Raw genomic sequence first — 26,920 nt, 5'->3', positions numbered from 1 at the left:
TATTTAAACAAGGCAGGTGGGGCATGGTGTTTGGCATTTTCAGGAAGATGTTCGGGGGAAAAAACGCTGCAAGGCGGAACAAGGATCTTCCTGTGATTAGAGAGGCGGTCGGCTCAGGCGATGATGGCGCGGACAGTGAGCGCCGCAGCCGTTTTGAGGACTTTGAACGGGAAACGAGGGAGCGCCTTGAGGCACAATCCCATGAAATGCCGGGGCAGGCTTACTTCAGCCAATTACAGGCCCTGCAAGAAAGTATATCGGATCGCAGGTACATGGACGCGGCAACCGCGGCGCGCAAGAGCCTGCCGCTCATTCGCAAGTGGCTCGAGGATCCCAGAGGCAACGGCAAAAGGCTCAGCCTGAGCATGCCCGCGCTCACTCAAGGCGGCACCATGCTGGCCATCACCGGTGACCGGAAGGGACTGGCGATGCTGCATGATCTGGTATCGGAATTCGATCATCTCGAGGAATACCGCGCCGATGCCGAAAAGCATCTTGCCGCCATCGACCTCTTCGACGCCATTCGCAAGGCCGTCGCAGCGAAGCCTGGCATCTTGCAGAACAAGATGAAGTCGGAGGTGGGCGCCGAGGATGGCCGCCTTGTCAGCAACCTGATCTCGTGGCTGGAGAAGGCTGGCGAGATCACCCGCGCTAAGAACGGAAAGACCTACGCGCTCTACGTAGATGGCGTCGAGATGAGTGCCAAGGACGCTTCGGCAATCTACATAGAGCCGCCGCGTCCTGGGTCTCATCAGGCCAGATCCAAGCCGGGCAAGCCCATCGAACTCAACCTCGACAAGCTGGCCTTGTTGCCGCTGCCACCATCCCCGGAGGCCTGGAGCAGCCAGTTTACGCTGCCTGCGACCTCTGAAACATTCGAGGATGCCGAAGGCGTTTGGCGTGAACTTACTGTAGAGGCGATCGCACCCGCGGATCGCCCGGACCCTGCCTTCCGGAAACACTTCACCACGCGCGGCGGTGTCCTTTCCTTTGATGATCTTGCAAAGTCCGAGGCAAGTCTCGGTGCGCCGGGTGCAGTGATGTTCACCTCCGAGCAGGACGGCACCCCTATGATCGAACGACTGGAGCGTCCGATCTATGCGCTTGATGTTCATCCCGAGGGCCAAGGCTTCGCGACACGGTCGAAAACGAATATTCTGACCGTCTATGGTGAGGACCTGAAGGTCGATTTCGAGACCGACCTTTCCGCCACGCCCGAAGTCGCAGCAGGGCGCCGCCGTCTCGATCTTGGCGGGGAAGGTGGTATCCTTTGGGGTGAACCCCACTTGGCGCTCAACTGCATCGCGCTCAGCCCTAACCGAGACCGCTACCTTTACACACATGTGGATGAAGCGTGGTGCATCGACCGGGACGGAAAGCCCCTCTGGGGTGTCCGCATGCCCGAGCGTCCGGTAGAGACCTATCATCAGACCTTCGAATTGGGCGGCATAGGCGGACATACGGGAACCGCCGTGGAAATCGAGGAGGCACTCGAAGAGTTTGAGCTTGCGCTGCCGGTAACGCCGGATGAGATCCGGCGGCAATACCGCAGTCTAGTGCGTAAGCTGCACCCGGACCTCAGCCCAGGCAACGAGGAGCGGATGAAGGCGGTCAACGCGGCTTACGAGACGCTGACTGGGGCCAGCCACGATGATCTGCAGGGTAAGGGAAGTGCCGAGGACTTGCTGACGTTCTCCGCCACCGTGACGTTCATGACCGGCGGCGGTCCTGACCGCCTTCAGGCTGCGGCCTTCTCGGGGCGTGGCGACTCGGTGTTGCTGGGAACCTCCCAGGGGCGGGTCCTGCGCATTGATGCTTCCGGCAAGCCGATCGCTCTATACGATGTGGGCAGCGCGCCGATCCGGGTCCTGGAGACGGATCGCTACCTCTACATCCAGACATTCACCCGGCTTTACGTGCTTGAAGGAGACCGCCTAGTGGGGCTGCAGGACTGCACGACCAAGTGCGACTTGCTGGTCGACGAAGGCTTGGTCTTGCTAGTCGAGAATAAGGGCGTGCGGGTGCTAACGGAGGCGGGCCGACTGCTGGGCGTTGCGCTAACCAAGGCACCGATCCGCCGGGCTGGGATCGAGGATGGCGTGCTTGTCGTCGAAACGCGAACTCATCGCGGCCGGTTCAGCGGTCTCATTGCGTAGCACGTGAGCGATGCAGCTGTTCCGCTTGCGCCGCATCGCCGCCGGTCGACCCACAGCGAGCAGCACCTTTAGGGACCGGCAGGAACGTCCTGCATTGCTGAGGTTGGCTTGCCGGACCACGCTACACAGTGTCACCAATGACCGGTCTAGGGACGTTGCAGCGCAGCATTGGCCAACCCGGTGAACGGCACCAACGGGCCGGGCACGTATTCGGGTCTAGCTGGCCTCTGCGACTTTGCAAATGTCACTATCTGCGCATGGGAGCCACTCGGTCTTGCCCAGGCTGCGAGCGCAGCGAAAGGCGGCTTGGTCCGGCAGACTGTGAGTTTGATCATCTCCAGATTTTGCTCGCGCGGCGAACGACCGGAAAGCGGGCTGCGCCTGCAGCAACGTGAAGCTAGGGCGAAGGTCCGGAAAGGGCCGGAATCACAAATCGACCAAGCGCCAAAACCCATGTTTTCGACCGTGTTCCTTCCTGAGCATCTCGAGGAACTGCGCGTGGGAGGGATGGTCACTATAATCCGTGATGGTCGCATCGCAGGACCGGCATTCGGCCAGATGGCGCGCCGCGTGGCTGTAGCGCTTGGATTTACCGCCGGTCAGCGTGTCCAGCACCATGGCGCGGCGCATCAGTGTAGCGGCCAGCGGATGCTCGGTCTCGAGAGCGTCTGCCGCGCTCGTGAGGGTGTGATAGGAATCCCCGTTCAGTTCCTCGGCCCGCGCCACCACGATCCGCGCCGCGCGGCCGAGAGATGGCCAGTTCACCAGGAAACTGATCGCCGCACCCAGATGCGGATGGGCCTCGGCAAAGTCCAGAGCAGCCTCTTCTGCCTCGATGTCGTCGAAATCGGGAAGCAATTTCAGGTATTTTCGAAGGCAGGGCGCGCTGAGGGTCTGCTCGAAGGTCCTCCGCAGATGCGCCGTCAACTCCTCCGTCTTACCCTGTTTTTCGAGGCATTCTTCATAGACCGCGTCGAGATCGTAACGGAACATCCGGATTGACTTGCCGTCCTCGGCGGTGCGGGCACGGGTGACGATGTCGAACGCCTCGTCAATGCGCCCCGCATCCAGCAATCTACGCGCGACGTCGGGGGCGATGGTGCCATAGGTCAGCTGTTCTTCGGAATAGCGTGCCATGTAGGCATCGACATCCCCCTGGGCGTCCGCCACATCCGCAAGGATGATCGACCGCGTCACCTGCTTGTTGCGCCGCACGCTGTCTTCGGCAGAAGACGTGAGGCCGTAGCCCCGGTATTGCTCGAGTTCCTGCTCGCTCGGCGGGGCGTCCGCCCATACTTTCGTGATCCGCTTGAGATGCTCGAGCCCCTTCTGCCCGAGCGCCTCCGCCGTCGCGGGGATAATCCCGTCGAACTCGCCGTAGCCCGCATCTGCGACAGCGTCGAGAATGCGTTCCGCCAGGGTGGTGCCGTCCTGGGAAACGGTGGGCGATAGTTTCGCGACCAGGTCCACCGCCTCACTCATGACGCCGCCAATCGCGCCGTTGCTGTCATCCGTGCGCTCATGGACCGAGGGGGCCAGGTGCAGGAACGACCAGAGCAGTTCGAACGCTTCGTTCGGGTCATCGGGGGCGATGGTGTTTTCGATCATTGCCAGGAGACCCTCCAGATCCTTGACCAGCGCCCTCTGCTTGCGCCAATCGACGAAGCTGGTCGCGCGGCGCAGAGAGGCGAAGCGTTTGCGGAGATCAGCGGCAACTTCCTTAGGACCTTGGGCAGCACTGAGCTCCATTCTCGCGCGGCGCTGTAATGCGGCGCTTCCCTGGACAAGATCCATGACCAGTGCGGCGAGCTTCTCCACGCCCAGCTTTTCAAGGTTGGCTTGGTTCAGGGTTTTCTTGGACATGATAAGGCGCCGGGCTCCATTGCAATGAGTTCCGCGGACAATGTCGTACAGGTCTTGCTCCGGCAAGCACCAATGGCGGCTTCCAGGAAGCCGTCCGAGACTATCAAACGGCAGGCCTGGGCCGTTCTGGGGAGCACCTAATACTTCTTGACGGAATTATACTGCTAGATTCTCAAATGGGTGTGCGCACTGTTAAGAAAATCACTTGCAACGACCAAAACATACCTACCACTCTGTCTTGTCAGCAGTTTTTGTGACTTGAGAATGGTCTTTGCAGTTTCCCAATGCACTTTGAGGTTACGGGCGACGGCGTTGATCGTCTTGTGTTCCATCGCGGCTTTGGCGATCTGATATTGAGAAAACCGAGGGCGTGACATTCCAAGTTTCACTTGCCATCCTCGTTGCTTGAATAGTTTCGTCAGCGTCGAACGGGTCAATCCATTTTCGGCTGCCAGCTGTGCGCAGGGCGTACCCGATTGGTATTGTTTATAGAGGTCGCGAAGGTAGTCGATGCTTGCAAGCCGCAACGCTTTTCTTATCAGAAGAGGCGTAATGCCAAGTCGCGAAGCGATGGTACGAAGATTGTCCGACTGAGAGTAAATCGTCTCGATCTCAGACGGCAGATAACAGTGCCAATCACCCTCAGATACGGTGATCGCTACCATTTTTCGCTGATCAACAACAATCGCAAATACTTTGCTGGGCAACTTCGAACTCCTTGTTTGCTCATCAAAGCTTTTTGTCGGCCACAACAGCAACAGCCGACAGTAGTTTTTCCCGATTTTGGAGTCGAAGTTATAACATCGGCGAAACGAATGCGCATTTTCTAAGAGTCAGAAAATAAACAGAAATATTTGATTTTTCGACTCATTTGAGGGATGAATAGACGCGCGCCAAAGATTTTAGGACTTAACCTATGCATCAGCCCACTCCCACGGATCTTAGAAAACACGAGAGAATCAAGTTCGAACTCCGTTTGGCTGGAAGTTCGCTAGCAGACATTAGTCGCGAACTTGGAATCTCTCAGGCTGCGGTGTCTACGGTTTCGATGGGCTGGCGCCGCTCAAGGAAGATACAGAGTGCCATAGCGGTTCGTCTCGGGCAGGAGCCAGAACAGCTTTGGCCGAAGCGCTACCGAAAGAAGGAGAGCAGCAAATGATCTAGCAAAGATACCAGCTGGAAAAGGTTAGGCCCCGAGAGCAGCAACTCATCGAGGCCTGTAATTTAGAGAGCCGAATTCGCTCCGACCTCTCCCTTCTTCCTCCGAAGCGTATGCAAAGTCAACTGTTTCGTCGCTCCTTTAAGCGGCGAGCGCCACTCGCTTTGCCCAAATTCACGAAGAACAGAAGGTGGGGTGCTGCCGCCATGAATGGCTGCCAAGCCCCAGAAAAAGCATGAAAGATGAAATTATCAACGGGTGCAGCGATTTGCAGCCACGCCCAAGCCGTGCAACGAGGAAAGCGCCGAAGCGTTCAAAAAACAGTTCTCGAGGCGGTATCGTTGTGGAACTGCCGACGTGGGGACGGTCCAGGATCGTCTATTTCGAAAGCAAATTGGAACAGCGCGTCCTTTTCTTGCTTCTTGCTCGGCGTGATGTGGTGGATCTGTGGGAGCAACCCCCGATGGTCACCTATCGGGATGAGCAAGGCCAACGCAGGCATCACTTCTTTGATTTCCTGATCGAGCTGCAGTCCGGCCGCCGTGTTGCCATTGCGGTCAAACCAGCAAAAATTGCTCGGCGGACAGGGTTCATTCGAGAACTGCAGTGTATCCGGCAAGAAATGCGGAAAGATTACGCAAATGACATCTTGCTGATTACAGAACAGGATTTCTCGAAATCCGAAGCGCTCAACGCCGAGCGTTATCATGAATTCTCGAGGAACAGAGACCCAGAAGTAGCAGAGGCGCTGCTGAGTGTACTTGCCACGGCAATTCTTCCGGCCACCGTCGGAGAACTAGCTTCAAGGGTTGGGTACGACGGCAAAGGCTTCAGAGCCGTTTTCATTGCAATCTTTGAGGGGCTGCTTTTTGCCGACAAAGCGAGGCTGATCGATGCTGATACCCTTGTTTTTCGGGGAGACGTACAATGAGCATGCCTCTGCGACTTTCAAGTTTTGACAGACTTACAATCGATTGGCAGACCTACCGCTTCAGGTCTCAGACGGATGAAGGGTATTCATTTGAAAGTACGTCCCCTCCGGCTCCCACTGTTTTCTTTGGCTTTGGCGAACTGCGGGACTTGCTCAAGCAGCCGGATGTCTTACTGGAACGTGACTACTTTCTTGTTGAGCGCGAAACCCTGCGCAAAACGACCAAGTTCGATGCCGTTGGAATATTGTCCAACGCGGAGAGGTCCGAGGTCGTCTGGCGCGACGCATATGTTAGCTTTTACTTTCAGTTTGAAGCACGGGGCGAGGTTAATCGGACGGAATCTTCGGTAAAACAATGTCTCTCGCGCATCGAGGCTCTGGTCAACAAACAGGCGAGTGCCGCACAGGGCGGCTGGGTCAAAAAGCGCGCTGGAACGAGGAAAGAATATCGAGACCCTCCGTGTGCACGTACGCTTCTGGAGTGGGTGCGACGCTTTGAGGCTGCGGCTGCTTCACCCCTTGGCCTAATTCCCAAGACGCATCGATCAGGCAACCGAAAGGCCAGGTTCAGCCTGGAAGAGATGCGCCTATTAGGGCTGTGCATCGGTGGGTATCTCACCCGGGACCGTCTCTCAAAACGCCAGATCGCTGACAATTGCAAAACCCTTTTTGAAGAAGAGAACAAGAAACGTGCCGAGGAGGGACTGACGCCGCTAACGGTGCCATCTAAGCGCAAGGTTGAGAGAGAGATTTCCAAACTTGGTCCCTATGCAACCTATGCTCAGCGGCATGGGGTGGAAGCGGCTAACCGCAAATTCATGCTCTTCGAAGACGGTATTGATGCCAGCTATCCAATGGAGAGGGTTGAGATCGACGAGTGGTGCGTTGATCTCATTACCATTTTGGCACAGCGTGGCGCTTTGGACGGGCTCAATCGTGACCAGCTTGCGGCGTTGCCGACAGGACGGCGCTGGCTCTATCTCGCCATTGATTGTGCGACGCGATGTGTCGTTGGCATGCGGTTGGCGGTCCAGCCGTCGTCGGAGGATGCCATTGCGTTACTCTCGGATGTAACACGCGACAAGACCGATCTCGCGATTGCAGCCGGATGTAAATCGGCCTGGGCGCACTATGGTGGCTTGAAAACGGTCGCCACCGATCTTGGCATTGCCTTCGTCGACGACAGTTTCCGGACTGCGATATTTGATGTCCACGGTTCCCCCGAAACGCCGACCGGCGGATTGCCTCAGCTTCGAGCACGGGTCGAAAGGATTTTCGGTACCTTCGGAACCAACTTGCTGCCCGGTTTGGCGGGGCGCACCTTCTCAAACCCCAAAGAAAAAGGAGATTACCCGTCTAGAGAGATGGCCTCAATTGCAGATGATGCACTGATCCAAATGCTCATCCTGTATGTGGTGGACGTGTATCACAACCGGCCCCATCGAGGTCTTCAAGGGGAAACACCCAACAATTGTTGGAAGCGGCTGGCAATGGAAAAAGGTGTCGTTCCTGATGTGCCAGAACGCGTTCGTCGCCGTGCGTTTGGAAAACTGCTTCGAAGACGCGTTACTGGCCGCGGAGTGCGTGTGTTCGGCATCGATTATACTTGTGCCGCGCTGCGCCGGTTCCATCTCCATAGCCATGAGCAGGACGTGGATCTGCGGATTGATCTCAACGATCTTAGCTGGATTGTGGTTATGGTCGGTGATGAATGGTTTTCGGCACGGGCACTACAAAAGTGCTTTGAGGGCATTTCATACGATGTCTGGGAAGCCGCAGCGCGGCAGCTGCGTCAACGGTATCGCGCTGAAGCTGCGATCCACGAGGAAACAGTCGCGCGAGCTCTAGACAAAATTGGGGAGGTCAACTCCGCCGAACAAAGCAGGTTTGGCGCCGTGCTTCAGGCTGTCACGCCCGCCGGGTTACAACGTGGCGAAGAGGATCTTTATCTTGGTCTCTCCATCCTACCCGATGACCCTGAAGGATTTGACTTGCCCCCGGAGGAAGATTTGTTCGGACACCAAATACCGCAGCCGAAGGCGGACGGAGGCGGTGAATTTACCGCTCCAGAAACCGGCGGCGGTGCCGGAGCAGCGAATGATGCCCAGCCTTCTACCTGGAGATTTGATGATGAATGACTCCACAGAGATACATTTGCGGCTTGCTAAATTACGATCCAGATTTGTTAAGAACGATCGATTTGACCGGCTCTGGCAGGAGTTTGACGACCATCTCAATCGCAGACGTGCAGCTCTTACACTAGGTCTAGAGGAGGAAGTTCGTGGCATCGCTGTGGTAGGTGCTTCGGGAAGCGGAAAGTCTACCCTTGTTAAGCACGTCCTCAAGACACACCCGGGAATCGTGCAGCACCAAGCAGGCGACAATAAAGTGGAAATCGTGCGCATTCTTGTCCCATCTCCGGCTACGCTAAAGGGGGTGGGGTCAACAATTCTGCGCACTCTGGGCTTTGATCCAATGCGCAGCAAGCCCTCGGGGGCAATCTGGGACCAAGTTCGTTGCCTCTTCCAGGAACGCCAGACCCTATTTTTGCACCTGGATGAAGCGCAGCACTTGTTTACGAGCAAGAACAGCAATGTGCAGATGGATGTTGTAAATACGCTGAAGACATTTTTGAACACTAATGACTGGCCAGTTGGGCTCATCTTATCAGGTACGCCAGACATGATGGTGATGCTGAACTCGGATGAGCAGCTGCAACGGCGGATCGACATTGTCAACTTGGAGGCTGTTTCTTGGAATTCGTATGCGACGGAAACCGAAGTTGTCTTTCGAACCTATGCCGAAAAAGCGGGGCTCGAAATCTGCGCAAAGCTTGACTTGAATGAGTTTCTCCCGCGGCTGATCCACTCTGGATCCAATGAGTTCGGCTTGACGATTGAGATGATCCTCAGGGGAATCGAGCTTGCGCTCTTGAGCGGGTCCAGAACGCTCGGTGCAGCTCATTTCATCGAAGCATTTTACAGGAAATCCGGGTGTATGCTCGGACTAAACCCATTTGCTGCGTCAGACTATCTGGCCATTGATGCGCGCGCCGTTCTTGGGAGCATGCAGCTTAGCAGGATGGGACGGAATCAATGACCGACCAGTATCCTCTTTCATTTCCTATAAAACGCTATGAAACCGCGACATCCTACGCCTCTCGGCTGGCCCGGCATTGCGGGCTGTACTCGCCAGCGGACCTTTGCCTGGATTTTGGGTTTTACTGGAAAGACTTTATCAGTGGAGACGACGCTCTTTATTCCAAGCTGTCCAGAATCGGTGGTGCCAATCTTGAGCAAATGAAGAAGTGGGCCATACGGTCCCAAGGGGGAGGCCGATTTTCAATTGCTGGGCACCAGTGCTCGAAGGGGACACTCGTGCGTTCGAGGCTGCGCGTGTGTCCAATATGCTTGCAAGAGGATGTCGGGAACTTCGGACCGAATGGTGTCTTCCGTCGTTACTTCTGGCAACTCAAATCGATCCGTACTTGTTCACTGCATTCCGCCGAACTGCTTGAATTGCCCCCGGAGAAGTACACGATCTACAATTATGATTTTGTCGGGCAAGTCACAAAGCGTTGGCCGTACATCAAACGTGCCTCCGCGACTGCGGCGTTACAGCGCGAGACTGCATTTGAGCGCTATTTATTTGATCGGTTAGAGGGCAGCAGACAATACCCGTTTCTGGACGGGCTATCACTGCACACAGCAACGAAACTCTGCGAAACGCTAGGGTTCGTGATGCTCTTTGGGCCAACGGCGAAGCTCAGGACAGCCAGCAACGCGCAAATGCATCAGGCTGGCCAGGCGGGTTTTGAGGCGCTGCAATCCGGTGAGGGCGGTTTGCGGGATGTCTTGCACTCCCTGCGCTCCGATATCTCGAAAATGACAATGCGCCAGAAGTCTGATTTTGGCTCATTTTATGAGTGGTTGCGCCTCTCCAAATTTCACCAAGACGTCGAACCCATACGCCGCATCGTGCGTGACTATGTCTTTGAACATTATCCTGTCCCGGACGGCTTTGAGATACTTGGCCGCCCTTGCGCGCAACGGTCTGTCTATACTGTCGAGGCGGCCTGCAAAGCTCTCGGAATTGAGCGGAAACGCATTGGCAGATATCTCGTCGGAGATGGTATCGCAGAGCGCAATGCAACGATGGACGGCATCTCTTTGCGGCGGACGCTGCACCGCACGGATGTTCTCAGGATATCGTCTGAAGTATGTGGCCGGATTTCGCCTGGTCAGGCTTTGGACTTTCTGAAAATCAAGGACCGAGCGCTCCTGGATCTGTGTGAGCTGGGATTGGTTGCGCAAGAACTGGATGCTCTGGATCAGCGGCCAAAATATGAGCGGGAAAAGCTGCAGACCCTGCTGGACACGGCTGCTTCGCGCATAACGGTGCCGCCCGGCAGTGCTGCTGATCTTGTGCCTGCAGCGGAGGTCGCGCGGCGTCTGCGTTGCAGGACCGCAGATGTCTTGGCTCTTGTTTTCACGGGCAAACTGAAAACGGTGTCCGGTGATGTCCTCCGCACTGGCCTTGAAGGCATCAAGGTCGACATCGGCCAGGTGCGCTGCGCGCTGCCGACTTGGGACCTGCCTGGCATCACGCGCACGCAAGCATCAACGGCACTGCGGGTGACCTATCAGACAATCAACTATCTGATTGAGGAGGGGCTTCTGCGATCTGCCCGAATGCGCAACCCCAAATCACGGCAATTCATAACCGGGATATGCGACGGCAGCGTTGATGCGTTTCTTAGCACCTACGATACGCTGGGGTTGATGGCGCGCCGGTACAAGAGACCGCCTGGGCCGTTCGGGTGTCATCTCGAAGCCAAAGGGATATGCCCGCTTGAGACACCGCGCGGCATCAGCTGGCTCTACGAGCGGCGCGGGCTGGAAGCGCGATTGCATAAAATCGGTATCTTTTGTGCGTCCTGGTCTCCAAGCGAGAACGCAAGCCAGGCGCAGCCTGCCAACCCGTCCTATCAGTAACGAGGAAAACGAGATGACTGCAGATCTGACCGACGAAGAACTTGCTGACGATTTGGAAGCGCAGCTCAGACTGATCACCGATGCCTACCGGCGCGGTGGCGACGATTATGAAGTGGATCAGGTGCTCTCGCATGTGAGCTGGGTACGGCGGATGAAGCGCAGGGGGATTTACGAGGTTTTCTCGGATGTTCCCGAAGCGGAGGAAGACCATGAGGATCTGGAGTGACTCAACCGGAGATCGGTTCACATAGCACCCGTTCAGCGGCGTTCGCCTTTCGTTGCGCCGGCTCCAAACATCCGGCAGTTGCAGGAAACCGGGCGCCGTCTCCATCGCAGGCGCCCGGAAAGCGTTGCGGCCCTAGACCTCTTCGCCGCCGCCGTGTTCTGCAAGCGAGCTGTTCAGCGCTTCGAGCAGAAGCTGTTCCAAACGGTAAGGCGTCTCATCGACACTCCAGGCGCGCCGCGAATCCGGCCAGAGCCGGTCAAAGAGTTCCTCGGCCAAAACCACATATGAGACCCGCCCGCCATGGCGAAGGAAGGTGGGGCCCTTGTCGGCTTGCTTCATCAGGCTGACGGCATTGTACTGGAGCGTTTCGATGTCGAAACGTTTGCCTTGAATGGGTGGAAGACCGGTAGGTTTCATGTGTTTTCCTTTCATGCGCGCAAGTCACTTGCCACGGAGCATTCCGTGTTGAGCGCGGCAGGATGGAAAACAGTCAGATCATAGGTTCTGGTAGCACAGCTGTTTTGCTCTGTCATCTCCGAGGCAGGAATTCAGTATCCCGCCATTTGGTGAGCCGGCCTCTCTGTCCGCAATGCGGGACAATACCGGATTTTGTTTTTTGCCCGCGCTCCTGCCGCAGATGCGCTGTCAGGACTGATCCGCACTGAAGTGCCTGCGCGCGTCATGTTCAGAACTTGAGGCGCGCAGGCATTTCTCGAAATTTGCCAGGCATCTGGCCCGGCCTGGCGGGCTCAAACGGGTTCGCCGCCATTCCCGCCGCCGCGCTTGATCCGCCCCGCCGTGCGGCGTCTCCTGCGGTCCCCGCGCTTGATGGGTCCGGGTCCCCGGAATGCAGCCAGCCGGCCGCACAGGTTAAGACGCAAGTGCCCCCGTTTCCGTTATCTTCTCAAACTCCGGCAGGAACTCTCCGTGATGCTGCGACAGGTATCTCGCGATCCGCGCATTGCTCAGCAGTTTTGAAATGTACCCGCGGGCCAAAACAAGATCGAGATGATCCGCGCCGTAGCTTTCCTCGACCAGGCGGACCTCGCGCTCCAGATTGGCGGACTCGCGTTCCATGAGGTCGAGCTGCTCCCGGGAGATGCCCTTAATTTTCTTCGGAGCGGCCTCCGCCACAAGCTGCCTGTCAGGTGTTGCCGCCAAAAGGGAGCGTACGTAATTGATCGTGTACTTGTTCATCGCAACCATCAGCCTGGCAGCCTCGATCTGGCGCAGCGGCTTCATTTTCTTGAGCACCTGGAAACTGGTAAGGGCAACCTGCTTGTCTTTCAGAAGTTCGGCGGCCTCTTCGCAGATCCCGTCCAGAAGACGCCTCTTTTCCTGAAGGGTTTTAAGGTTGATATTGAGGGCCCGCGCCAGACGGTCTTCGGGGACGCCTAGTGTCAAGGCGCGCAGGATCATTTTATGCTCCTGGATTGTTGCCAGGCGGCTGATCCGATTATTGTAGGTGAAGGCCTCGTCATCCGTGGAAACGAGGCATTTTGCTGCCGTCTGACCGTGGTCTTTCAGCACTTCGAGCCTCAGGTGCCCATCCAGTAACGTAAAGGCACGCGGATCCTGCCGGTCGCGCGCAACAACAATGGGCTCGACCAGCCCGGTTTCCAGAATGGTGGTCGCGATCTGTTTGTATTTGACGGTGGCTTTCTTCTGAGGCGTCACAAGATAGAGCGGTGCGATTTGGGCAAACGGTATATGCAGCAGCTTGCGTTCAAAGGCTGCGGCGACGGTCTGTTCTTCGTCTTTCGGTGTCATGCAGTAGTTCCTTCTGCCCGTGTCAGCCGGTCTGCGATTGTCTTCGGAATGTTTGCCAAACCCTCGGCGCGCAGCAGAGTGACGAAATTCTCATCGGACAGAAGAGTCTTTAGCGACTGCATGAGGAACAGCATTTCGCTTCGGGTTGCGCTCGCTTTGCGCAGCAGCATCTTCTTCTTTTCAACGTCGTTCTGGTAGGTTCTGAGCAGGCTTTCGACGGACAGGCTCTTTCGAGACTTTCTTTCAGCCGTTGCCCGCCCTTTGCCATGCAGCTGCCGGGCTTCGACGAGACGTTTTGCGGCCATAAGGCGGCTGCCGCGCAGGAGGTTCTTTTCATAGGCCTGCCTGAGAACGGTCTGCACGCCGACTTCATCAGCTTCGGCAATGTCAACGGCAACACTGACCGGGATTTTCCCGCTTTCCACTGCACGAAGCAAACGATGCTCCTGGCTCTCAAGCAGCCGGAGGACGCCATGCACGTATTTTCTTGAGAGCTGCGTCTTTCCCGCAATTTCACGTTCGGTGTAGCCGCTGTCCTTGAGGCGCCTGATATCTCTCAGCAGGTCCAGAGAGTGATGCTTCCTGCGTGCCAGGTTTTCAACCAGGCTCATGACAAGGCAATCTTCGCTGCTGGCAGTGATAACGACAGCAGGAATTTTCTTTTGCCCTAAAGCCTTGAAAGCCTCCAGTCGGCCCTGGCCGCATACCAGCTCATAGGCAGGCGGCTCATCAGGCCCGGTCTCGCGTGCAGCAACTGTTATTGGCCGTTTCAGGCCTAGTTCGGCGATATTGGCGACGATCTCATCGAATACCTTTTGATTGCGCACCCGCGGATTGATCACCGTAACCGCGTCGACCGGGATCAGTTCCGTGTGCTCTTCCTGCGGGTTGATCATCATGCGGCCTCCTGAACCGGAGAGCGCGAGGCCATGCGGAAGAAGTGTTCGAGATCGCCGAACCGGTAAGCGTCAAGGGACAGGCCATTGCTTTCCGAAAAGCGCAGCTTTGGAAGGGTAATGTCAAACATCGGCAGCAAGTAGAAATCGAGCGGTGCGTCATTTGCCTGATCCATGCGCGCAACAATGGTTAGGTCCGGAACCAAACCGGTATCCAGCCGGATAATCCAGCGAAATGCGCCGGCGCTGGTCTGTCTGCACCTGGCAATAACAAGTGATGCGGAAAACTCTCCGTTTACCGTCAGCAGGCCGGTTTTTCCGTCATGGTCAACATGCCCGCCAGCGGCCTCAACCCCGCCGGCAACGTCACGCAGGATGTTCGAATGGACTTTGCGGAGCCGCTTGTTGATCTCAATGTACCTGTAGTCCCTATCCGGCATGAAGCCGACCAGCTTGTAGGCGCGCAAGAGGCTGCCGAACCTGCTTTGGTACGCGCCGCTGGATGGCAAGCCCGGGGCTTCGTTTATAACAATCCCGGACAGAAACCCGTGAGTCTGAAGAGCATCCCACAGCCCGTTCAGCATTTCCTCATCTGAATAACGCCGCACTCTTGAAGCAATAATTGCACCGGCAGCGGCAAACAGGCCGGCGTCAACGATGGCTTCAAATACACCGGCGGCACGCACCCAGTCGCCCGGGGCATTGCGCACATGGCGCTTCTTCAACTTGAAGGAATTGCGGTTCCAGAGATTGTTGCCAATGTATTTCTCATTGGTGAGCAGCTGGCGGATGACCGGCGGCGTCCACTCGCGGCCCAGATCTGTTCTGATACCGCGCGCGTTCAGATCTGCTGCGATTTCTCTTTCAGACCGGCCGTGATCCACGAAGTTCCGGAATATCTGATTTACGATGGCGACTTCTTCTTCAGGCCCCGGCACCAGAGTCACACGGTCTGTCTGAATACTCTTGTGCTCGCCGCGCTGCAAAATCCCCTTTTGGCGGCCGCTTTCATCAATCAGCATGCGCCGCAGGCCGAAGCCAGGCGCGCCGCCCTGGCGGAAACCGAGTTCAATCAGGCGGCTCTGGCCGGCAAAGACTTTCTGCGAAAGCTCTCTGCTGTATTCGCCGGCCATCGCCCGTTTGACGCCTTTGACGATGGTTGAAACAGGGCTGCCGTCGTTTTCAAACTGCTCAGCGCAGTACTCCACCGATATGCCAGCCCGCTTGCAGATGTATTCGTAGTAAGCACTCTCGTCAGCGTCCTGGAAACGGCCCCAGCGGCTGACGTCATACACAAGCACTGTCCTGAATTCTTCCTGGCCAGCCTCGATGTCTTCGATGAGCCGGGTCAGGCCGCTCCGGCCTTCGATGCGTAAACCGCTTTTACCCGCATCCGAGTAGGTTTTCACGATCTGATAGCCCCGCTCATCGGCGTAACGCGCGATGGCATCCGACTGGTTTTCGGTCGAGTAGCGCTGATGCTCAGTCGACATGCGAACATATTGTGCGGCAGTTTTGAGCCGTTTGTCCCTGTTGCGGTCGTCGTTTGGCCAACTCAATGCTCTGGCCCTCCGTTTCTCAAGTTCGCAAATCTGCGCAAATGATCCGCGATTCCTTCCCCAGTTGTAGCGGCAGAGGACCGGAAACATGTTTCATAAAACGGGCAACACGTTTCATCGGACAGGCCAAGGGGCAGTTTCTTCGGCAGAGTACCGTGAGGCAATCAGCACTGCATTGTCTCAAGAATTGGGTGGTGCGGGCCGGGCTGCCAAAACCATGATCAGATGGACAGATGTGAGTGAACGTACTGCAAAGAACTGGATATCGGGCTCATACGGGCCGGCAGGCGAGCATCTGATCGAACTGATGAGGCATTCAGATACCGTCCTCGCCGTGGTTCTGGAACTGGCAGGAAGGAAAGAGGCTCTTTCCTCGGAGCGCATCAATCTTGTCAGGCAAGAACTAGCAAACGTTCTGAGCAGCTTGGATGAGATTTGCGGGTCCAGCGAAACTTAAACCGCACGTCTGACGGCCAATGGAAACCGAACCAGCGCCTTGCTCAATGGAAAAGCTATGAGTCGCAAAAGGTAACCCTGCTGCGTCGGCTGAAATTATTTCCCTTTAAAATCAATCAGCCAAGTTTCCCAAAAAGGAAAAAATATGTGTCGCCCGGCAACATGTTAAATGCCAAGCAAAGCTGACTTTTCTGTCAGATCGTTGACCCAATTTCCGCTTTTGGCCCGCGCGTCCAGTTGCTTTTGATCTGATCTCCCGTCCGGAAAGTCAGAGCTGATTTTCAGGTTCAGTTGGCGAAGCCGCCTGTTCCTGCTGATCTGCCAGGTGGCGAACGCGAGAGTCCACCGGAGCATGCCCTTATTTGTCGCCGGTTTGATGCCGGTGTTGCGCAACAGATGGCGACGCCGGGTATTGAAATCTCTTGGATTTGGTTGGATATGTTACGGGTAATTTGAGTTGGTTTTTCAGAAGGACTTCCGACGCCGCCGCTACATGCAGGGATTGACTGCATGCCGGTGCCGGACAGGCGGCTTTGTGTAGAGACATTTTCTGATCCGCTGTCTTCATGCCTTTTCAGGGCAGCTATAATTTATTTTTTTCGGAGTTGTTCGTTGGATAACAAAGTCGACCGTTCCCCTTTATCTTGTTTGACTGCTGGCCTGGCCGCTGACACGGCTGTTGAGATGTCGCCGGATGGCGGGTTGCATATGCTGGAAATGGCGATTCAAAGGGCGGGGGAGGGTTTGACCCGATGGCAGGCTGGCAGTTTTGAGCAGCTCAGCACCATGTCCTTGGCAAGTGCAGAGATTACTCTGCTGCAGTTGATCGGCAAGGGTGGCCAGTCCAAAACAATCAAGGAACTGGCCCGGGCCACCAACCGGACCGACATTCCCAACATTCAGTATTCCTTGCGCAAACTTGCCTCTGCCGGGCTGACCCGCAAACAAGGGGCGGGCCGCTCCGGAGTCACCTACAGCTTGACTGAGGAAGGCTGCCATGTGTCAGAGAGCCTGCAGGATTTCCGTGAACGCCTGCTGCTGCAGGCACTGGCGGAGCACCCGGATCTAACCGGACGGTTGCACAGCGCTGCGGAAACCCTGGAAGAATTGACTGAGCTTTTCGGCGCGGCTGCTCGTCAGGCCGAAGCGCACAGCGGCTCCTGAGGGCGCAGCAGATCCCATTGCGCAGTGCGGCAGCGGCAGCGTAAGGTTTGGTCATGATCGAACTTAAAGACCTTCAGCTGCTGACGGCGCTGGCGCGGCATCAGCATTTCGCCAAGGCCGCTGCTGATTGCGGTATTTCGCAGCCTGCGTTTTCGATGCGGATCCGCAATCTGGAGGAACGGCTGGGCCTGTCCATCGTGCGCCGGGCCAACCGGTTCCAAGGGCTGACCGAGGAAGGCATGATGATTGTGCGCCGGGCGCGCTCGATCCTGGACGATGCCAAGGCATTGGAGCAGGAGATTGCGGCATCCCGCGGCGAAGTGACTGGCACTCTGGTACTGGGGGTGGTGCCGACCGCCACCGCTTGGGCCGCGCAGCTGGTGGATCAGGTGCATCAGGCCTATCCGCGGATCCTGGCCCGCGTCGAAGTCACCACATCGCTGGCTATTCAGCAGCGCCTTTATGATGGTACAATTGATGCCGGGATCACCTATTCCGACAGCATGGGCCGGGATCTGGTGACGGTTCAGCCGCTCTATGAAGAAAGCTATGTTCTGCTGGCGCCGGAGCAGATGGTGGCGGGCCGGGGCGACACGATCAGCTGGGCAGAAGCAGCAGAACTGCCGCTCAGCTTGCTGGATCAGCAGATGCAGAACCGCCGCATTCTGGACCGGATCTTTGCCGATCTAGGGTTGAAGCCGGAGATTGTGTCCGAATCCAACGGTTTCATGGCGTCGATGGTGCTGGCACGTGAAGGCTCGGTGGCGACGATTCTGCCGCGTGCGCTGATGCACGCCTTGGGAAACCTCGGCGGAACCCGGGTTCTGACGCTGAACAAGCCGGAACAAACCCGGCAGATTTGCATCGCTTCTTTGGACCGGACACCGGAACTCACAACTGTGCATGCTTTAAAAGAGGTGGTTGCGACGTTTGTGGGCGATGGGATGCCGCAAATGGCGTGATAAGCTAAGCTTATCGTGCAATCCAATTTCCAGATTTGACGATATTCATTCTTGATGGCATTTCGGGTTGAATTACGTGCTGACTGGAGGACCCCATGGCACCATTGGATGATAGCAAGGGCGTATGGAAGTCCGGCAAGGGCAAAGGGCGCAAGACGCCCAAAGGCCGCCAGGTTGACGACATTGCGCTGAGCGAGGTTCAGGAGCTGCTGGGTGACCGCCCGCGCAACCGTGACCTCTTGATCGAGTTCCTGCACCTGATTCAGGACAAATACGGCTGCCTCAGTGCCGCGCATATCCGGGCGCTGGCGGAGGAGATGCGCACCGGCCAGGCGGAAATCTATGAAGTGGCCACCTTCTATGCCCATTTCGATGTGGTGAAGGAGGGCGAGACCCCGCCGCCCGCGCTGACTATCCGGGTTTGCGACTCGCTGTCCTGCGAACTGGCGGGGGCCGAAGCGCTGCAGAAGGCGCTGGAAGACGGTTTGGACGCCTCCCAGGTCCGCGTGCTGCGCGCGCCCTGCATGGGCCGCTGCGATACCGCGCCGGTGCTGGAGATCGGCCACAACCACATCGACCACGCCACCGTCGAAAAGGTGGAAGCGGCGATTGCGGCGGATGATACCCATGCGCATGTCCCCGAGTATGAGACCTTTGCGGCCTACGAGGCCGAAGGCGGTTACGCCACGCTGAAAGACCTGCGTGCGGGTGGCGACTGGGAAGCGGTTCAGGCGAAAGTCAAAGAAGCCGGCCTGCGCGGCCTTGGCGGCGCTGGCTTCCCGTCCGGAACCAAATGGGGCTTCGTGCGCGCCAACGAAGGCCCGCGTTACCTTGCCGTGAACGGCGACGAGGGCGAGCCCGGCACCTTCAAGGACCGCTATTATCTGGAACGCACGCCGCATGTCTTCCTCGAAGGCATGCTGATGGCCGCCTGGGCGGTTGAGGCCGAGAAAGCCTTTATCTACATGCGCGACGAATATCCGGCGGTGCTGGCAATTCTCGCGGCTGAGATTAAGGCGCTGGAAGACGCAGGCATCGTCGAGGCGGGCTATATCGACCTGCGCCGCGGGGCAGGGGCCTATATCTGCGGCGAAGAATCCGCGATGATCGAGTCGATCGAAGGCAAGCGCGGCGAGCCGCGCCACCGTCCGCCGTTTGTGGCGCAGGTGGGTGTCTTCGGCCGTCCGACCCTCGTGCATAACGTCGAAACGCTGTATTGGGTCTGCAAGATCAACCGCGAAGGCCCGGAGTGCCTGAACTCGGTTGAGAAAAACGGCCGCAAGGGCCTGCGCAGCTATTCGGTGTCGGGACGTGTGAAGAATCCGGGCGTGCATCTGCTGCCCGCCGGCTCCACCATCACCGACGTTATCGAGGCCAGCGGCGGCATGCTGGATGGCCACGCGTTCAAGGCATACCAGCCGGGCGGCCCGTCCTCCGGTCTGCTGCCTGCGTCGATGCATGACATCCCGCTCGATTTTGACACGCTGCAGCCGCATGGCACCTTTATTGGCTCCGCTGCCGTTGTGGTTCTGTCCGACAAGGACTCGGCCCGCGATGCGGCGCTGAACATGCTGCGCTTTTTCGAGGATGAAAGCTGCGGTCAATGCACTCCGTGCCGGGTGGGCTGCGAGAAGGCCGTCAAGCTGATGGGCGAAAAGAAGTGGGATCAGGGGCTGCTGGAAGAGCTGAGCGCCGCGATGGTTGATACGTCGATCTGCGGTCTTGGCCAGGCAGCACCCAACCCGATCCGCCTGACCATCAAACACTTCCCCGAGGAGGTATAAGCCATGAGCGATAAAATCACTTTCACCCTCGATGGCGAACAGGTCACGGCAGACGCAGGCCTGACCATCTGGGAAGTCGCCAACGGTCGCGGGCTGAAGATCCCGCATCTGTGCCATAAGCCGCAGCCGGGCTACCGCCCGGACGGCAATTGCCGGGCCTGTATGGTCGAGATCGAAGGCGAGCGCACGCTGGCGGCCTCCTGTATCCGCGAGCCTGCTGATGGCATGGTTGTCACCACCAATAACGCGCGGGCGGAGAATGCCCGCAAGATGGTGATGGAACTTCTGGTGGCTGACCAGCCGAAGAAGGAAGAGGCGCACGACAAGTCCTCCCACATGTGGGACATGGCCGAGTTGAACGGTGTTACGGAATCCCGCTTCCCCAAGCTGGAAGAAGGCCGCATTCCGCTGCTGGATGACAGCCATGTGGCGATGTCAGTGAACCTGGATGCCTGTATTTCCTGCGGTCTGTGCGTCCGCGCCTGCCGCGAGGTTCAGGTCAATGACGTGATTGGCATGGCGGGACGCGGGCATGATGCCTATCCGACCTTTGACATTGCCGACCCGATGGGCGCGTCCACCTGTGTGGCCTGCGGTGAATGTGTGCAGGCCTGCCCGACCGGCGCGCTGATGCCTTCTGCGGTACTGGACGATGCAGGTCAGGGCGACCTGAAAGACTATGACAGCGAAACCGAAAGCGTCTGCCCGTTCTGCGGCGTCGGCTGCAAGGTGTCGCTCAAGGTCAAGGATGGCAAGGTTAAGCATATTGAGGGCATCAACGGCCCGGCAAACGAAGGCCGCCTGTGCGTCAAGGGCCGCTTTGGCTTTGATTACATCCACCACCCGCACCGCCTGACCAAGCCGCTGATCCGCCGCGACGACGCGCCGGCCAAGGGGCTGAATGTCGATCCGGGCAATCTCTCCACCCACTTCCGCGAAGCGACCTGGGAAGAGGCGATGGATCTGGCTGGCAAAAGCCTGATGAAGCTGCGCGATGAAGACCCGAAATCGGTTGCAGGCTTCGGCTCGGCAAAATGCACCAACGAAGAGGCCTATCTCTTCCAGAAGTTCATCCGTCAGGGGTTCAAGCACAACAACGTCGACCACTGCACCCGTCTGTGCCACGCGTCGTCCGTTGCGGCGCTGATCGAAAACGTTGGCTCCGGTGCTGTGACCGCGACCTTCAACGAGATCGAAAACGCGGATGTGGCGATCATCATCGGCTCCAACCCGATCGAAAACCACCCGGTGGCTGCGACCTACTTCAAGCAGTTCACCAAACGCGGCGGCAAGCTGATTGTGATGGACCCGCGCGGTGTCGGCATGCGTCGCTTTGCGACCGAGATGCTGCAGTTCCGCCCGGGTGCGGATGTTTCGATGCTGAACGCGATCATGCATGTGATCGTCGAGGAAGAGCTGTATGACAGCCAGTATATCCACCGCTGGACCGAGAACTGGGAAGCTGAAAAAGAGCATCTGAAGCAGTTCACACCCGAGAAGATGTCGGAGATCTGCGGCATCGAACCGGACCAGCTGCGCCGTGTTGCCCGGATCTTTGCCAATGCCAATGCGGGCCTGATCTTCTGGGGCATGGGCATCTCCCAGCACATTCACGGCACCGACAACTCGCGCTGCCTGATTTCGCTGGCGCTGATGACCGGCAACGTCGGCAAGCCCGGCGCCGGCCTGCACCCGCTGCGCGGCCAGAACAACGTGCAGGGCGCGTCCGACGCGGGCCTGATCCCGATGTTCCTGCCGGATTACCAGACCGTGACCTCGGATGATGTGCGCAAATCCTTCACCGATGTCTGGGGCGGCGGCGACTTCTCAAACGAGAAGGGTCTCACTGTGACCGAGATTGTCGATCAGGCCTATGCCGGCAATATCAAGGGCATGTACATCCAGGGTGAAAATCCGGCGATGTCCGACCCGGATGCGGATCACGCCCGCGATGCCTTTGCCAAGCTGGAGCTGATGATCGTTCAGGATATCTTCCTGACCGAGACGGCGAACTATGCCGACATCATCCTGCCGGCCTCGGCGCTCTATGAAAAGAACGGCACCGTGTCGAACACCAACCGCCAGGTGCAGCGGGTGCGCCCCGCCGTGGCGCCTCCGGGTGAAGCGCGCGAGGACTGGAAAGTCACCGTGGAACTGGCGCAGCGCATTGGCCTGCCCTGGGACTACAAGGATGTCAGCGAAGTCTTTAACGAGATGAAGCTGAACATGAAGTCCCTGAACAACATTACCTGGGAACGTCTGGAGACCGAGACCATCACCTATCCGTCGCTGCATGAGACCGATCCCGGTCAGGCGATTGTGTTCGGCGATGGCTTCCCGCGTCCCGAAGGCCGTGCCCGTTTCACTCCGGCCTCGGTGATCCCGCCGGATGAGGCGCCGGATGCAGAGTACCCGATGATCATGACCACCGGCCGCCAGCTGGAGCATTGGCACACCGGCTCGATGACCCGCCGCTCCCTGGTTCTGGATGCGGTGGAGCCGGAGGCGAACTGCTCGCTCAACCCCAAAACCCTGCGGGCAATGGGTGTCGAGCCGGGCGAGATGGTGCGCCTGTCCACCCGCCGCGGCTCGATCGAGATCATGGCGCGGGCCGACCGGGCAATTGCCGAGGACATGGTGTTTGTGCCCTTTGCCTATGTTGAGGCAGCAGCCAACATCCTGACCAACCCTGCGGTCGACCCCTACGGCAAGATCCCCGAGTTCAAGTTCTCGGCGGTCCGGGTTGAGAAGGTAGAAAGCCAGATCGCTGCCGAGTAATCCCGGCCGCGTGTGAGCGAGATCAGAGCGGGCGCGGAGCTGATGGCTTCGCGCCCGTTTTGCGTTTGAGGTTTAAGGTTATCCAGCAGAACATCTAAGGTCGGCTGGCCTGTGTCCTGAGCGGTCAGTGCATCAGCTGTGGCGGGCCAGAAAACGGTCCAGATCCCGCTTTGACGGCGGCGCGCCGGTGAAAACCTCAACCCAGCCGGGCATAAGTGAAATCCGGTATTCCGTGCTTTCGTGCACCTGCATCGAGATATAGCCGATCTGGGTGTAGATCATTGCCCGGGCGCGGATCAGTGCGACGCCGGCGTCGAAACCAAAGCGGATGAACATCTCTGTTAGTGCCGTCTCGCGCCGGGTATCGGCCTGGTCCAGCCTGGCCTGCAAGTCAGGGTCATTGCGCGCCCAATTGCGGATCGCCAGATCCAGCCGGGAGTCGAACAGGCCTGCGTCAATCCAGCAGTCAAACAGGTTGAACAACGCCTCGGCAATGGTTTCCGCATAAGCCTCGGATCGGGCGATCAGGTTCCCGGTGTTCTTTTCCTCCCAGCGCTGCACCATCGCCTCCAGCAGCGCCTCGCGGTCTTTGAAGTGCCAGTAGAAACTGGTGCGGGCCACGCCAAGCCGCTTGGCCAGTGGCATCACCTTCACGGCTTCCACGCCGCTCTCGGTCAATACTTCGTAAGCGGCTGATAGCCAGTCTTCGTCACCCAGCCGGGTGCGGGTAATGTCCTGAGTGTCCATGTGCCAGCCATAACAGCGGGGCAGGGCGGGCGCAACTTATCTTGACAGGTATGATTGTTTAATCGACACATATGTCAAGATCGGTTGGCGACTCGCCAATGCCGCGCTTGCCCAGACATCGTTCCAGGAGACCCGCATCATGTCCAAGGACCCGCTGCTGCAGCCTTATCAGCTGAAGCACCTGACGCTTCGCAATCGGATCATGACCACCAGCCATGAACCGGCTTACCCTGAGGACGGGATGCCCAAGGCACGCTATGCCGCCTATCACGCGGAGCGGGCCAAGGCGGGCGTGGCGCTGACGATGACCGCCGGGTCTGCTGCAGTCAGCAAGGACAGCCCGCCGGTGTTCAACAATATCCTGGCCTATAAGGATGAGGTAGTACCGTGGATCCGCAGCCTGACGGATCAGGTGCATGAACATGGCGCCGCGGTGATGATCCAGCTTACCCACCTTGGACGCCGCACTGGCTGGAACAAAGGCGACTGGCTGCCCTCAGTCAGCTCGTCCAGGCACCGCGAACCGGCTCACCGCGCCTTTCCGAAACTGGCCGAAGATTGGGATATCGCCCGGATCATCAGCGATTTCGCCGATGCCGCAGAGCGGATGAAAGACGGCGGCATGGATGGGATCGAACTCCAGGTCTATGGCCATCTGATGGATCAGTTCTGGTCGCCGCTGACCAATGATTTGGACGGGCCATACGGCGGCCAGACACTGGAGAGCCGGATGAAATTCCCGATGGACGTGCTGCAGGCCGTGCGGGACCGGGTCGGAGAGAAATTCATCGTCGGCCTGCGCTACACGGCGGATGAGGCGCAGAAGGGTGGCATCACACCGCAAGAAGGCCTTGAGATATCCAAGCGCCTGGCGGGCAGCGGTATGGTGGATTTTCTGAACGTGATCCGCGGCCGCATTCACACTGACCCCGCGATGACCGACGTGATCCCGGTTCAGGGCATGAAATCAGCCCCGCATTTAGATTTTGCCGGGGAGGTGAAGAAGGCAACCGGCATGCCCACATTCCACGCCGCCCGCATCCCGGATGTGGCAACGGCCCGCCATGCGGTTGCCGCGGGGCTTTTGGACATGGTTGGCATGACCCGCGCCCATATGGCTGATCCGCATGTGGTGAAGAAAATCATTGAGGGGCGCGAGGATGAGATCCGCCCCTGCGTGGGGGCCACCTATTGCTTGGACCGGATCTATCAAGCGGGGGATGCGCTGTGCATCCACAATGCAGCGACGGGCCGCGAGTTGTCGATGCCGCATGAAATTGCGCCTGCTAAGGCCAGCAAGAAGATTGTGATCGTTGGTGCCGGACCCGCCGGGCTTGAGGCTGCGCGGGTGGCGGCAGAGCGCGGTCATCATGTCACCGTGTTTGAAGCTGCGGCAGAGCCGGGCGGCCAAGTGCGTTTGACCGCACGGAATCCGCGCCGGGCCGAAATGATCGGGATCATTGACTGGCGCATGGCTCAATGCGCCGCGCGGGACGTGGAGTTCCGCTTCAGCACTTGGGCTGAGGCCGCAGACGTGACAGCGCTGAACCCGGATGTGGTCATCGTTGCGACGGGAGGTTTGCCAAACACCGAACTGTTCGAAACCCGCGGCGAGGCTTCGCATGTTGTTTCTGCCTGGGACATCATTTCCGGTGACGTGAAACCGGCAGCAAATGTGCTGATTTATGACGAGAGCGGCGACCATCCTGGGCTGATGGCAGCAGAGATCGCCGCCAATTCTGGTGCCAGAGTAGAAGTGATGACGCCTGACCGGACCTTTGCCCCCGACATCATGGCGATGAACCTGGTGCCCTACATGCGGGCGCTGCAGGACAAGGACGTCACTTTCACCGTGACCCGCCGCTTGCTGGAGGTAGCGCGCAGCGGCAATAAGCTGACAGCCTCCATCGGGACAGACTACAGCGGTCATGTGTATGAGGCCGGTTATGATCAGGTGGTTCTCAACTACGGGACGCTGCCGCTGGATGACCTGTACTTCGACCTGAAGGAGCAGTCGTCCAATCGCGGTGAGATCGAACAAGGGGCAATAATTGCGGGCCGCCCGCAGAAGATACTCTGCAACCCGCAAGGGCAGTTCCAGCTGTTCCGCATCGGCGATGCAGTTTCTGCCCGCAACACCCATGCGGCAGTTTATGATGCGCTGCGGCTGATGAAGGATATCTGATATGCGTTTGGGATTTTTGGGATGCGGCACCATTGCTTCTGCCGTGGTGCGGGGACTGGCCGGCAAGGGCCACCAGATCACGGTTTCGGAGCGCAGCAAGGCGCAGTCCGCGGCGCTTGCTGAGGCTTACGAGGATGTGACCGTAACCGGAAACCAGGCTGTGATCGACGCCAGCGACGTGATCTTCCTCGGCCTGATGGCTGAGTCCGCCGAGCGCATTCTGAAGGAGCTGGCCTTCCGCGAAGATCAGCAGGTGGTCTCCTTCATGGCCGGTGCAGATCTTGGCCGGGTGGCAGAATTGGCCGCTCCGGCTGAAGCCGTTGCAGTGATGATCCCCTTTCCGGGCATCGCACAGGGCGGCTCTCCGGTCATGGCGCTGGGGAATACCGCGCTGCTTGGCAGTCTCTTTGAGCCGGACAACCAGGTCTTTGTGCTTAAGGACGCGGGAGAACTGAATGCGTATCTGTCAGCGCAGGCCGTGCTCTCACCAGCGGCGCGCCTGGTGGGGGATGCCGCGGAATGGCTCGGCGACCGGGTCTCGGACAAGGCGCAGGGCGAGGCCTTTTTGCGGATGCTGGTGTCGACCAGTCTGCAGGCTTCGGGCTGCGCGGAACTGATTGAAGCGCTGAACACCCCGGGGGGCTATAACCAGCGGCTGCGGCTGCATATGGAGAACGCCGGCCTGCGCAGCAGCCTTGCGAAGGGCTTGAGTAACCTCGAAGGCTGATAGGGCAAACTGATTGACTAGAAAGGCGGCCCTTTGTGGCCGTCTTTTTGTTTTGTGGCGGGATTTCTGGCTGGGTATTTTTGACCGGGGAGGCGCGGGGAGGGGGCTTTTGTCTGGATTGTTGCGGTACCGGGCGGGGCGACTCGTTTCCGGAGGGGTGATTTGCTGTGATTCCGGGCGGCGGGTCTGTGGATAAGCGGGGGCTTTCTGTGGGTAAGTCCGGTGCTGGGGCGGTTTGGGTGTTCTGCGGTGTTTGCGGCTGCAGCATCCGGGTCAGGATTGCTGACTTTTTTGCTGTGTAAGCCGTTGATTTTGTTGTGTTTGTATCTTTTCTCTGCGGAAAGTTCGGTTTTTGCTGTTTTTTGGCTTGCGGGTTTGTTGGTCTAACCTTAGAACCCCCTTCACCGGCAGCGACGAGATGCTGCTGAGACACACCGGACGGGACGGCGGGAACGCAGGACGGGACGGGAAACGCGGCGGAGAGACGCCGGGACGCCTGGAGAGACAGGAGACGGGCCGGAGAGACGGCTGGACGCTCAGGAGAGACTGGGGCACTTTGATAG

At 58.2% G+C, this 26,920-nt stretch carries 21 protein-coding genes; 14 read left to right on the top strand and 7 right to left on the bottom strand.

The window, feature by feature from the left end:
* Positions 1–23 precede the first annotated feature (23 nt).
* Positions 24–2,156 (top strand): DnaJ domain-containing protein, encoded by a 2,133-nt coding sequence (locus tag K3724_RS17940; RefSeq protein ID WP_259987856.1) that lies wholly within the window; start codon positions 24–26, stop codon positions 2,154–2,156.
* Between the two features lie 426 nt (positions 2,157–2,582).
* Here the strand turns inward: K3724_RS17940 and K3724_RS17935 are convergent, their stop codons facing one another.
* The gene (locus K3724_RS17935) at positions 2,583–4,019 is read right to left on the bottom strand and encodes a DUF6880 family protein (protein WP_259987854.1); all 1,437 of its coding nucleotides are present in this window, start codon (positions 4,017–4,019) and stop codon (positions 2,583–2,585) included.
* Between the two features lie 164 nt (positions 4,020–4,183).
* Complete coding sequence (locus K3724_RS17930) at positions 4,184–4,726, bottom strand: hypothetical protein (RefSeq protein WP_259987853.1); 543 nt, start codon at positions 4,724–4,726, stop codon at positions 4,184–4,186.
* Positions 4,727–4,935: 209 nt separating this feature from the next.
* Here K3724_RS17930 and K3724_RS24025 point away from each other — a divergent pair, with 209 nt between their 5' ends.
* The 6 genes from K3724_RS24025 to K3724_RS17905 all read left to right on the top strand — a co-directional run bounded on the left by K3724_RS24025 (position 4,936) and on the right by K3724_RS17905 (position 11,329).
* Positions 4,936–5,178 carry a transcriptional regulator gene (locus tag K3724_RS24025; RefSeq protein ID WP_409201386.1) on the top strand — a complete coding sequence of 81 codons (243 nt, stop codon included), beginning with the start codon at positions 4,936–4,938 and terminating at the stop codon, positions 5,176–5,178.
* A 235-nt stretch (positions 5,179–5,413) separates the two neighbouring features.
* The gene (locus K3724_RS17925) at positions 5,414–6,109 is read left to right on the top strand and encodes a TnsA endonuclease N-terminal domain-containing protein (RefSeq protein ID WP_259987851.1); all 696 of its coding nucleotides are present in this window, start codon (positions 5,414–5,416) and stop codon (positions 6,107–6,109) included.
* Positions 6,106–8,247 carry a Mu transposase C-terminal domain-containing protein gene (locus tag K3724_RS17920; RefSeq protein ID WP_259987849.1) on the top strand — a complete coding sequence of 714 codons (2,142 nt, stop codon included), beginning with the start codon at positions 6,106–6,108 and terminating at the stop codon, positions 8,245–8,247. The genes K3724_RS17925 and K3724_RS17920 overlap by 4 nt, the downstream gene beginning before the upstream one ends.
* On the top strand, positions 8,237–9,208 hold the full coding sequence (locus tag K3724_RS17915; RefSeq protein ID WP_259987847.1) for a TniB family NTP-binding protein: 972 nt from the start codon (positions 8,237–8,239) through the stop codon (positions 9,206–9,208). The genes K3724_RS17920 and K3724_RS17915 overlap by 11 nt, the downstream gene beginning before the upstream one ends.
* Positions 9,205–11,103 (top strand): TniQ family protein, encoded by a 1,899-nt coding sequence (locus K3724_RS17910; protein ID WP_259987845.1) that lies wholly within the window; start codon positions 9,205–9,207, stop codon positions 11,101–11,103. The genes K3724_RS17915 and K3724_RS17910 overlap by 4 nt, the downstream gene beginning before the upstream one ends.
* 13 nt (positions 11,104–11,116) lie before the next feature.
* Positions 11,117–11,329: a hypothetical protein gene (locus K3724_RS17905; RefSeq protein ID WP_259987843.1), complete on the top strand. Its 213-nt coding sequence runs from the start codon at positions 11,117–11,119 to the stop codon at positions 11,327–11,329.
* A gap of 132 nt (positions 11,330–11,461) precedes the next feature.
* On the opposite strand, the gene K3724_RS17900 is transcribed toward K3724_RS17905, so the two are convergent.
* The 4 genes from K3724_RS17900 to K3724_RS17885 all read right to left on the bottom strand — a co-directional run bounded on the left by K3724_RS17900 (position 11,462) and on the right by K3724_RS17885 (position 15,488).
* Positions 11,462–11,746 (bottom strand): hypothetical protein, encoded by a 285-nt coding sequence (locus K3724_RS17900; RefSeq protein ID WP_259987840.1) that lies wholly within the window; start codon positions 11,744–11,746, stop codon positions 11,462–11,464.
* A 453-nt stretch (positions 11,747–12,199) separates the two neighbouring features.
* The gene (locus K3724_RS17895) at positions 12,200–13,099 is read right to left on the bottom strand and encodes a plasmid partitioning protein RepB C-terminal domain-containing protein (RefSeq protein WP_259987838.1); all 900 of its coding nucleotides are present in this window, start codon (positions 13,097–13,099) and stop codon (positions 12,200–12,202) included.
* Positions 13,096–13,998 (bottom strand): ParB/RepB/Spo0J family partition protein, encoded by a 903-nt coding sequence (locus tag K3724_RS17890; protein ID WP_259987836.1) that lies wholly within the window; start codon positions 13,996–13,998, stop codon positions 13,096–13,098. The genes K3724_RS17895 and K3724_RS17890 overlap by 4 nt, the downstream gene beginning before the upstream one ends.
* Positions 13,995–15,488, bottom strand: a complete 1,494-nt coding sequence (locus tag K3724_RS17885; RefSeq protein ID WP_259992682.1) for a recombinase family protein — start codon at positions 15,486–15,488, stop codon at positions 13,995–13,997. Before K3724_RS17885 ends, K3724_RS17890 begins: the two co-directional genes overlap by 4 nt.
* A 154-nt stretch (positions 15,489–15,642) precedes the next feature.
* Between K3724_RS17885 and K3724_RS17880 the strand changes: the two genes are divergently transcribed.
* From K3724_RS17880 to fdhF, 5 genes are all read left to right on the top strand, one after another.
* Entirely contained in the window at positions 15,643–16,011 is a 369-nt protein-coding gene (locus K3724_RS17880) for an XRE family transcriptional regulator (protein ID WP_259987834.1), read from the top strand.
* Between the two features lie 647 nt (positions 16,012–16,658).
* Positions 16,659–17,174, top strand: coding sequence for a winged helix DNA-binding protein (locus K3724_RS17875; RefSeq protein WP_259987832.1), 516 nt, complete (start codon positions 16,659–16,661; stop codon positions 17,172–17,174).
* Positions 17,175–17,227: 53 nt separating this feature from the next.
* Entirely contained in the window at positions 17,228–18,136 is a 909-nt protein-coding gene (locus K3724_RS17870) for a LysR family transcriptional regulator (RefSeq protein ID WP_259987830.1), read from the top strand.
* A gap of 95 nt (positions 18,137–18,231) precedes the next feature.
* Positions 18,232–19,920, top strand: a complete 1,689-nt coding sequence (locus K3724_RS17865; RefSeq protein ID WP_259987828.1) for an NAD(P)H-dependent oxidoreductase subunit E — start codon at positions 18,232–18,234, stop codon at positions 19,918–19,920.
* A 3-nt stretch (positions 19,921–19,923) separates the two neighbouring features.
* Complete coding sequence (fdhF, locus tag K3724_RS17860) at positions 19,924–22,698, top strand: formate dehydrogenase subunit alpha (RefSeq protein ID WP_259987826.1); 2,775 nt, start codon at positions 19,924–19,926, stop codon at positions 22,696–22,698.
* 132 nt (positions 22,699–22,830) lie between these two features.
* Here the strand turns inward: fdhF and K3724_RS17855 are convergent, their stop codons facing one another.
* A complete protein-coding gene (locus K3724_RS17855; protein WP_259987823.1) occupies positions 22,831–23,445 on the bottom strand; it encodes a TetR/AcrR family transcriptional regulator in 615 nt (204 codons plus the stop codon).
* Between the two features lie 139 nt (positions 23,446–23,584).
* On the opposite strand from K3724_RS17855, the gene K3724_RS17850 reads away from it, so the two are divergent.
* On the top strand, positions 23,585–25,630 hold the full coding sequence (locus tag K3724_RS17850) for an NADH:flavin oxidoreductase (RefSeq protein ID WP_259987821.1): 2,046 nt from the start codon (positions 23,585–23,587) through the stop codon (positions 25,628–25,630).
* Between the two features lies 1 nt (position 25,631).
* On the top strand, positions 25,632–26,357 hold the full coding sequence (locus K3724_RS17845) for an NAD(P)-binding domain-containing protein (RefSeq protein WP_259987819.1): 726 nt from the start codon (positions 25,632–25,634) through the stop codon (positions 26,355–26,357).
* Positions 26,358–26,920: the final 563 nt, after the last annotated feature.

It is taken from the genome of Leisingera sp. M658 (assembly GCF_025144145.1).
Classification (GTDB): Bacteria; Pseudomonadota; Alphaproteobacteria; order Rhodobacterales; family Rhodobacteraceae; genus Leisingera.
This window is presented reverse-complemented; position numbering and strand designations above follow the sequence as displayed.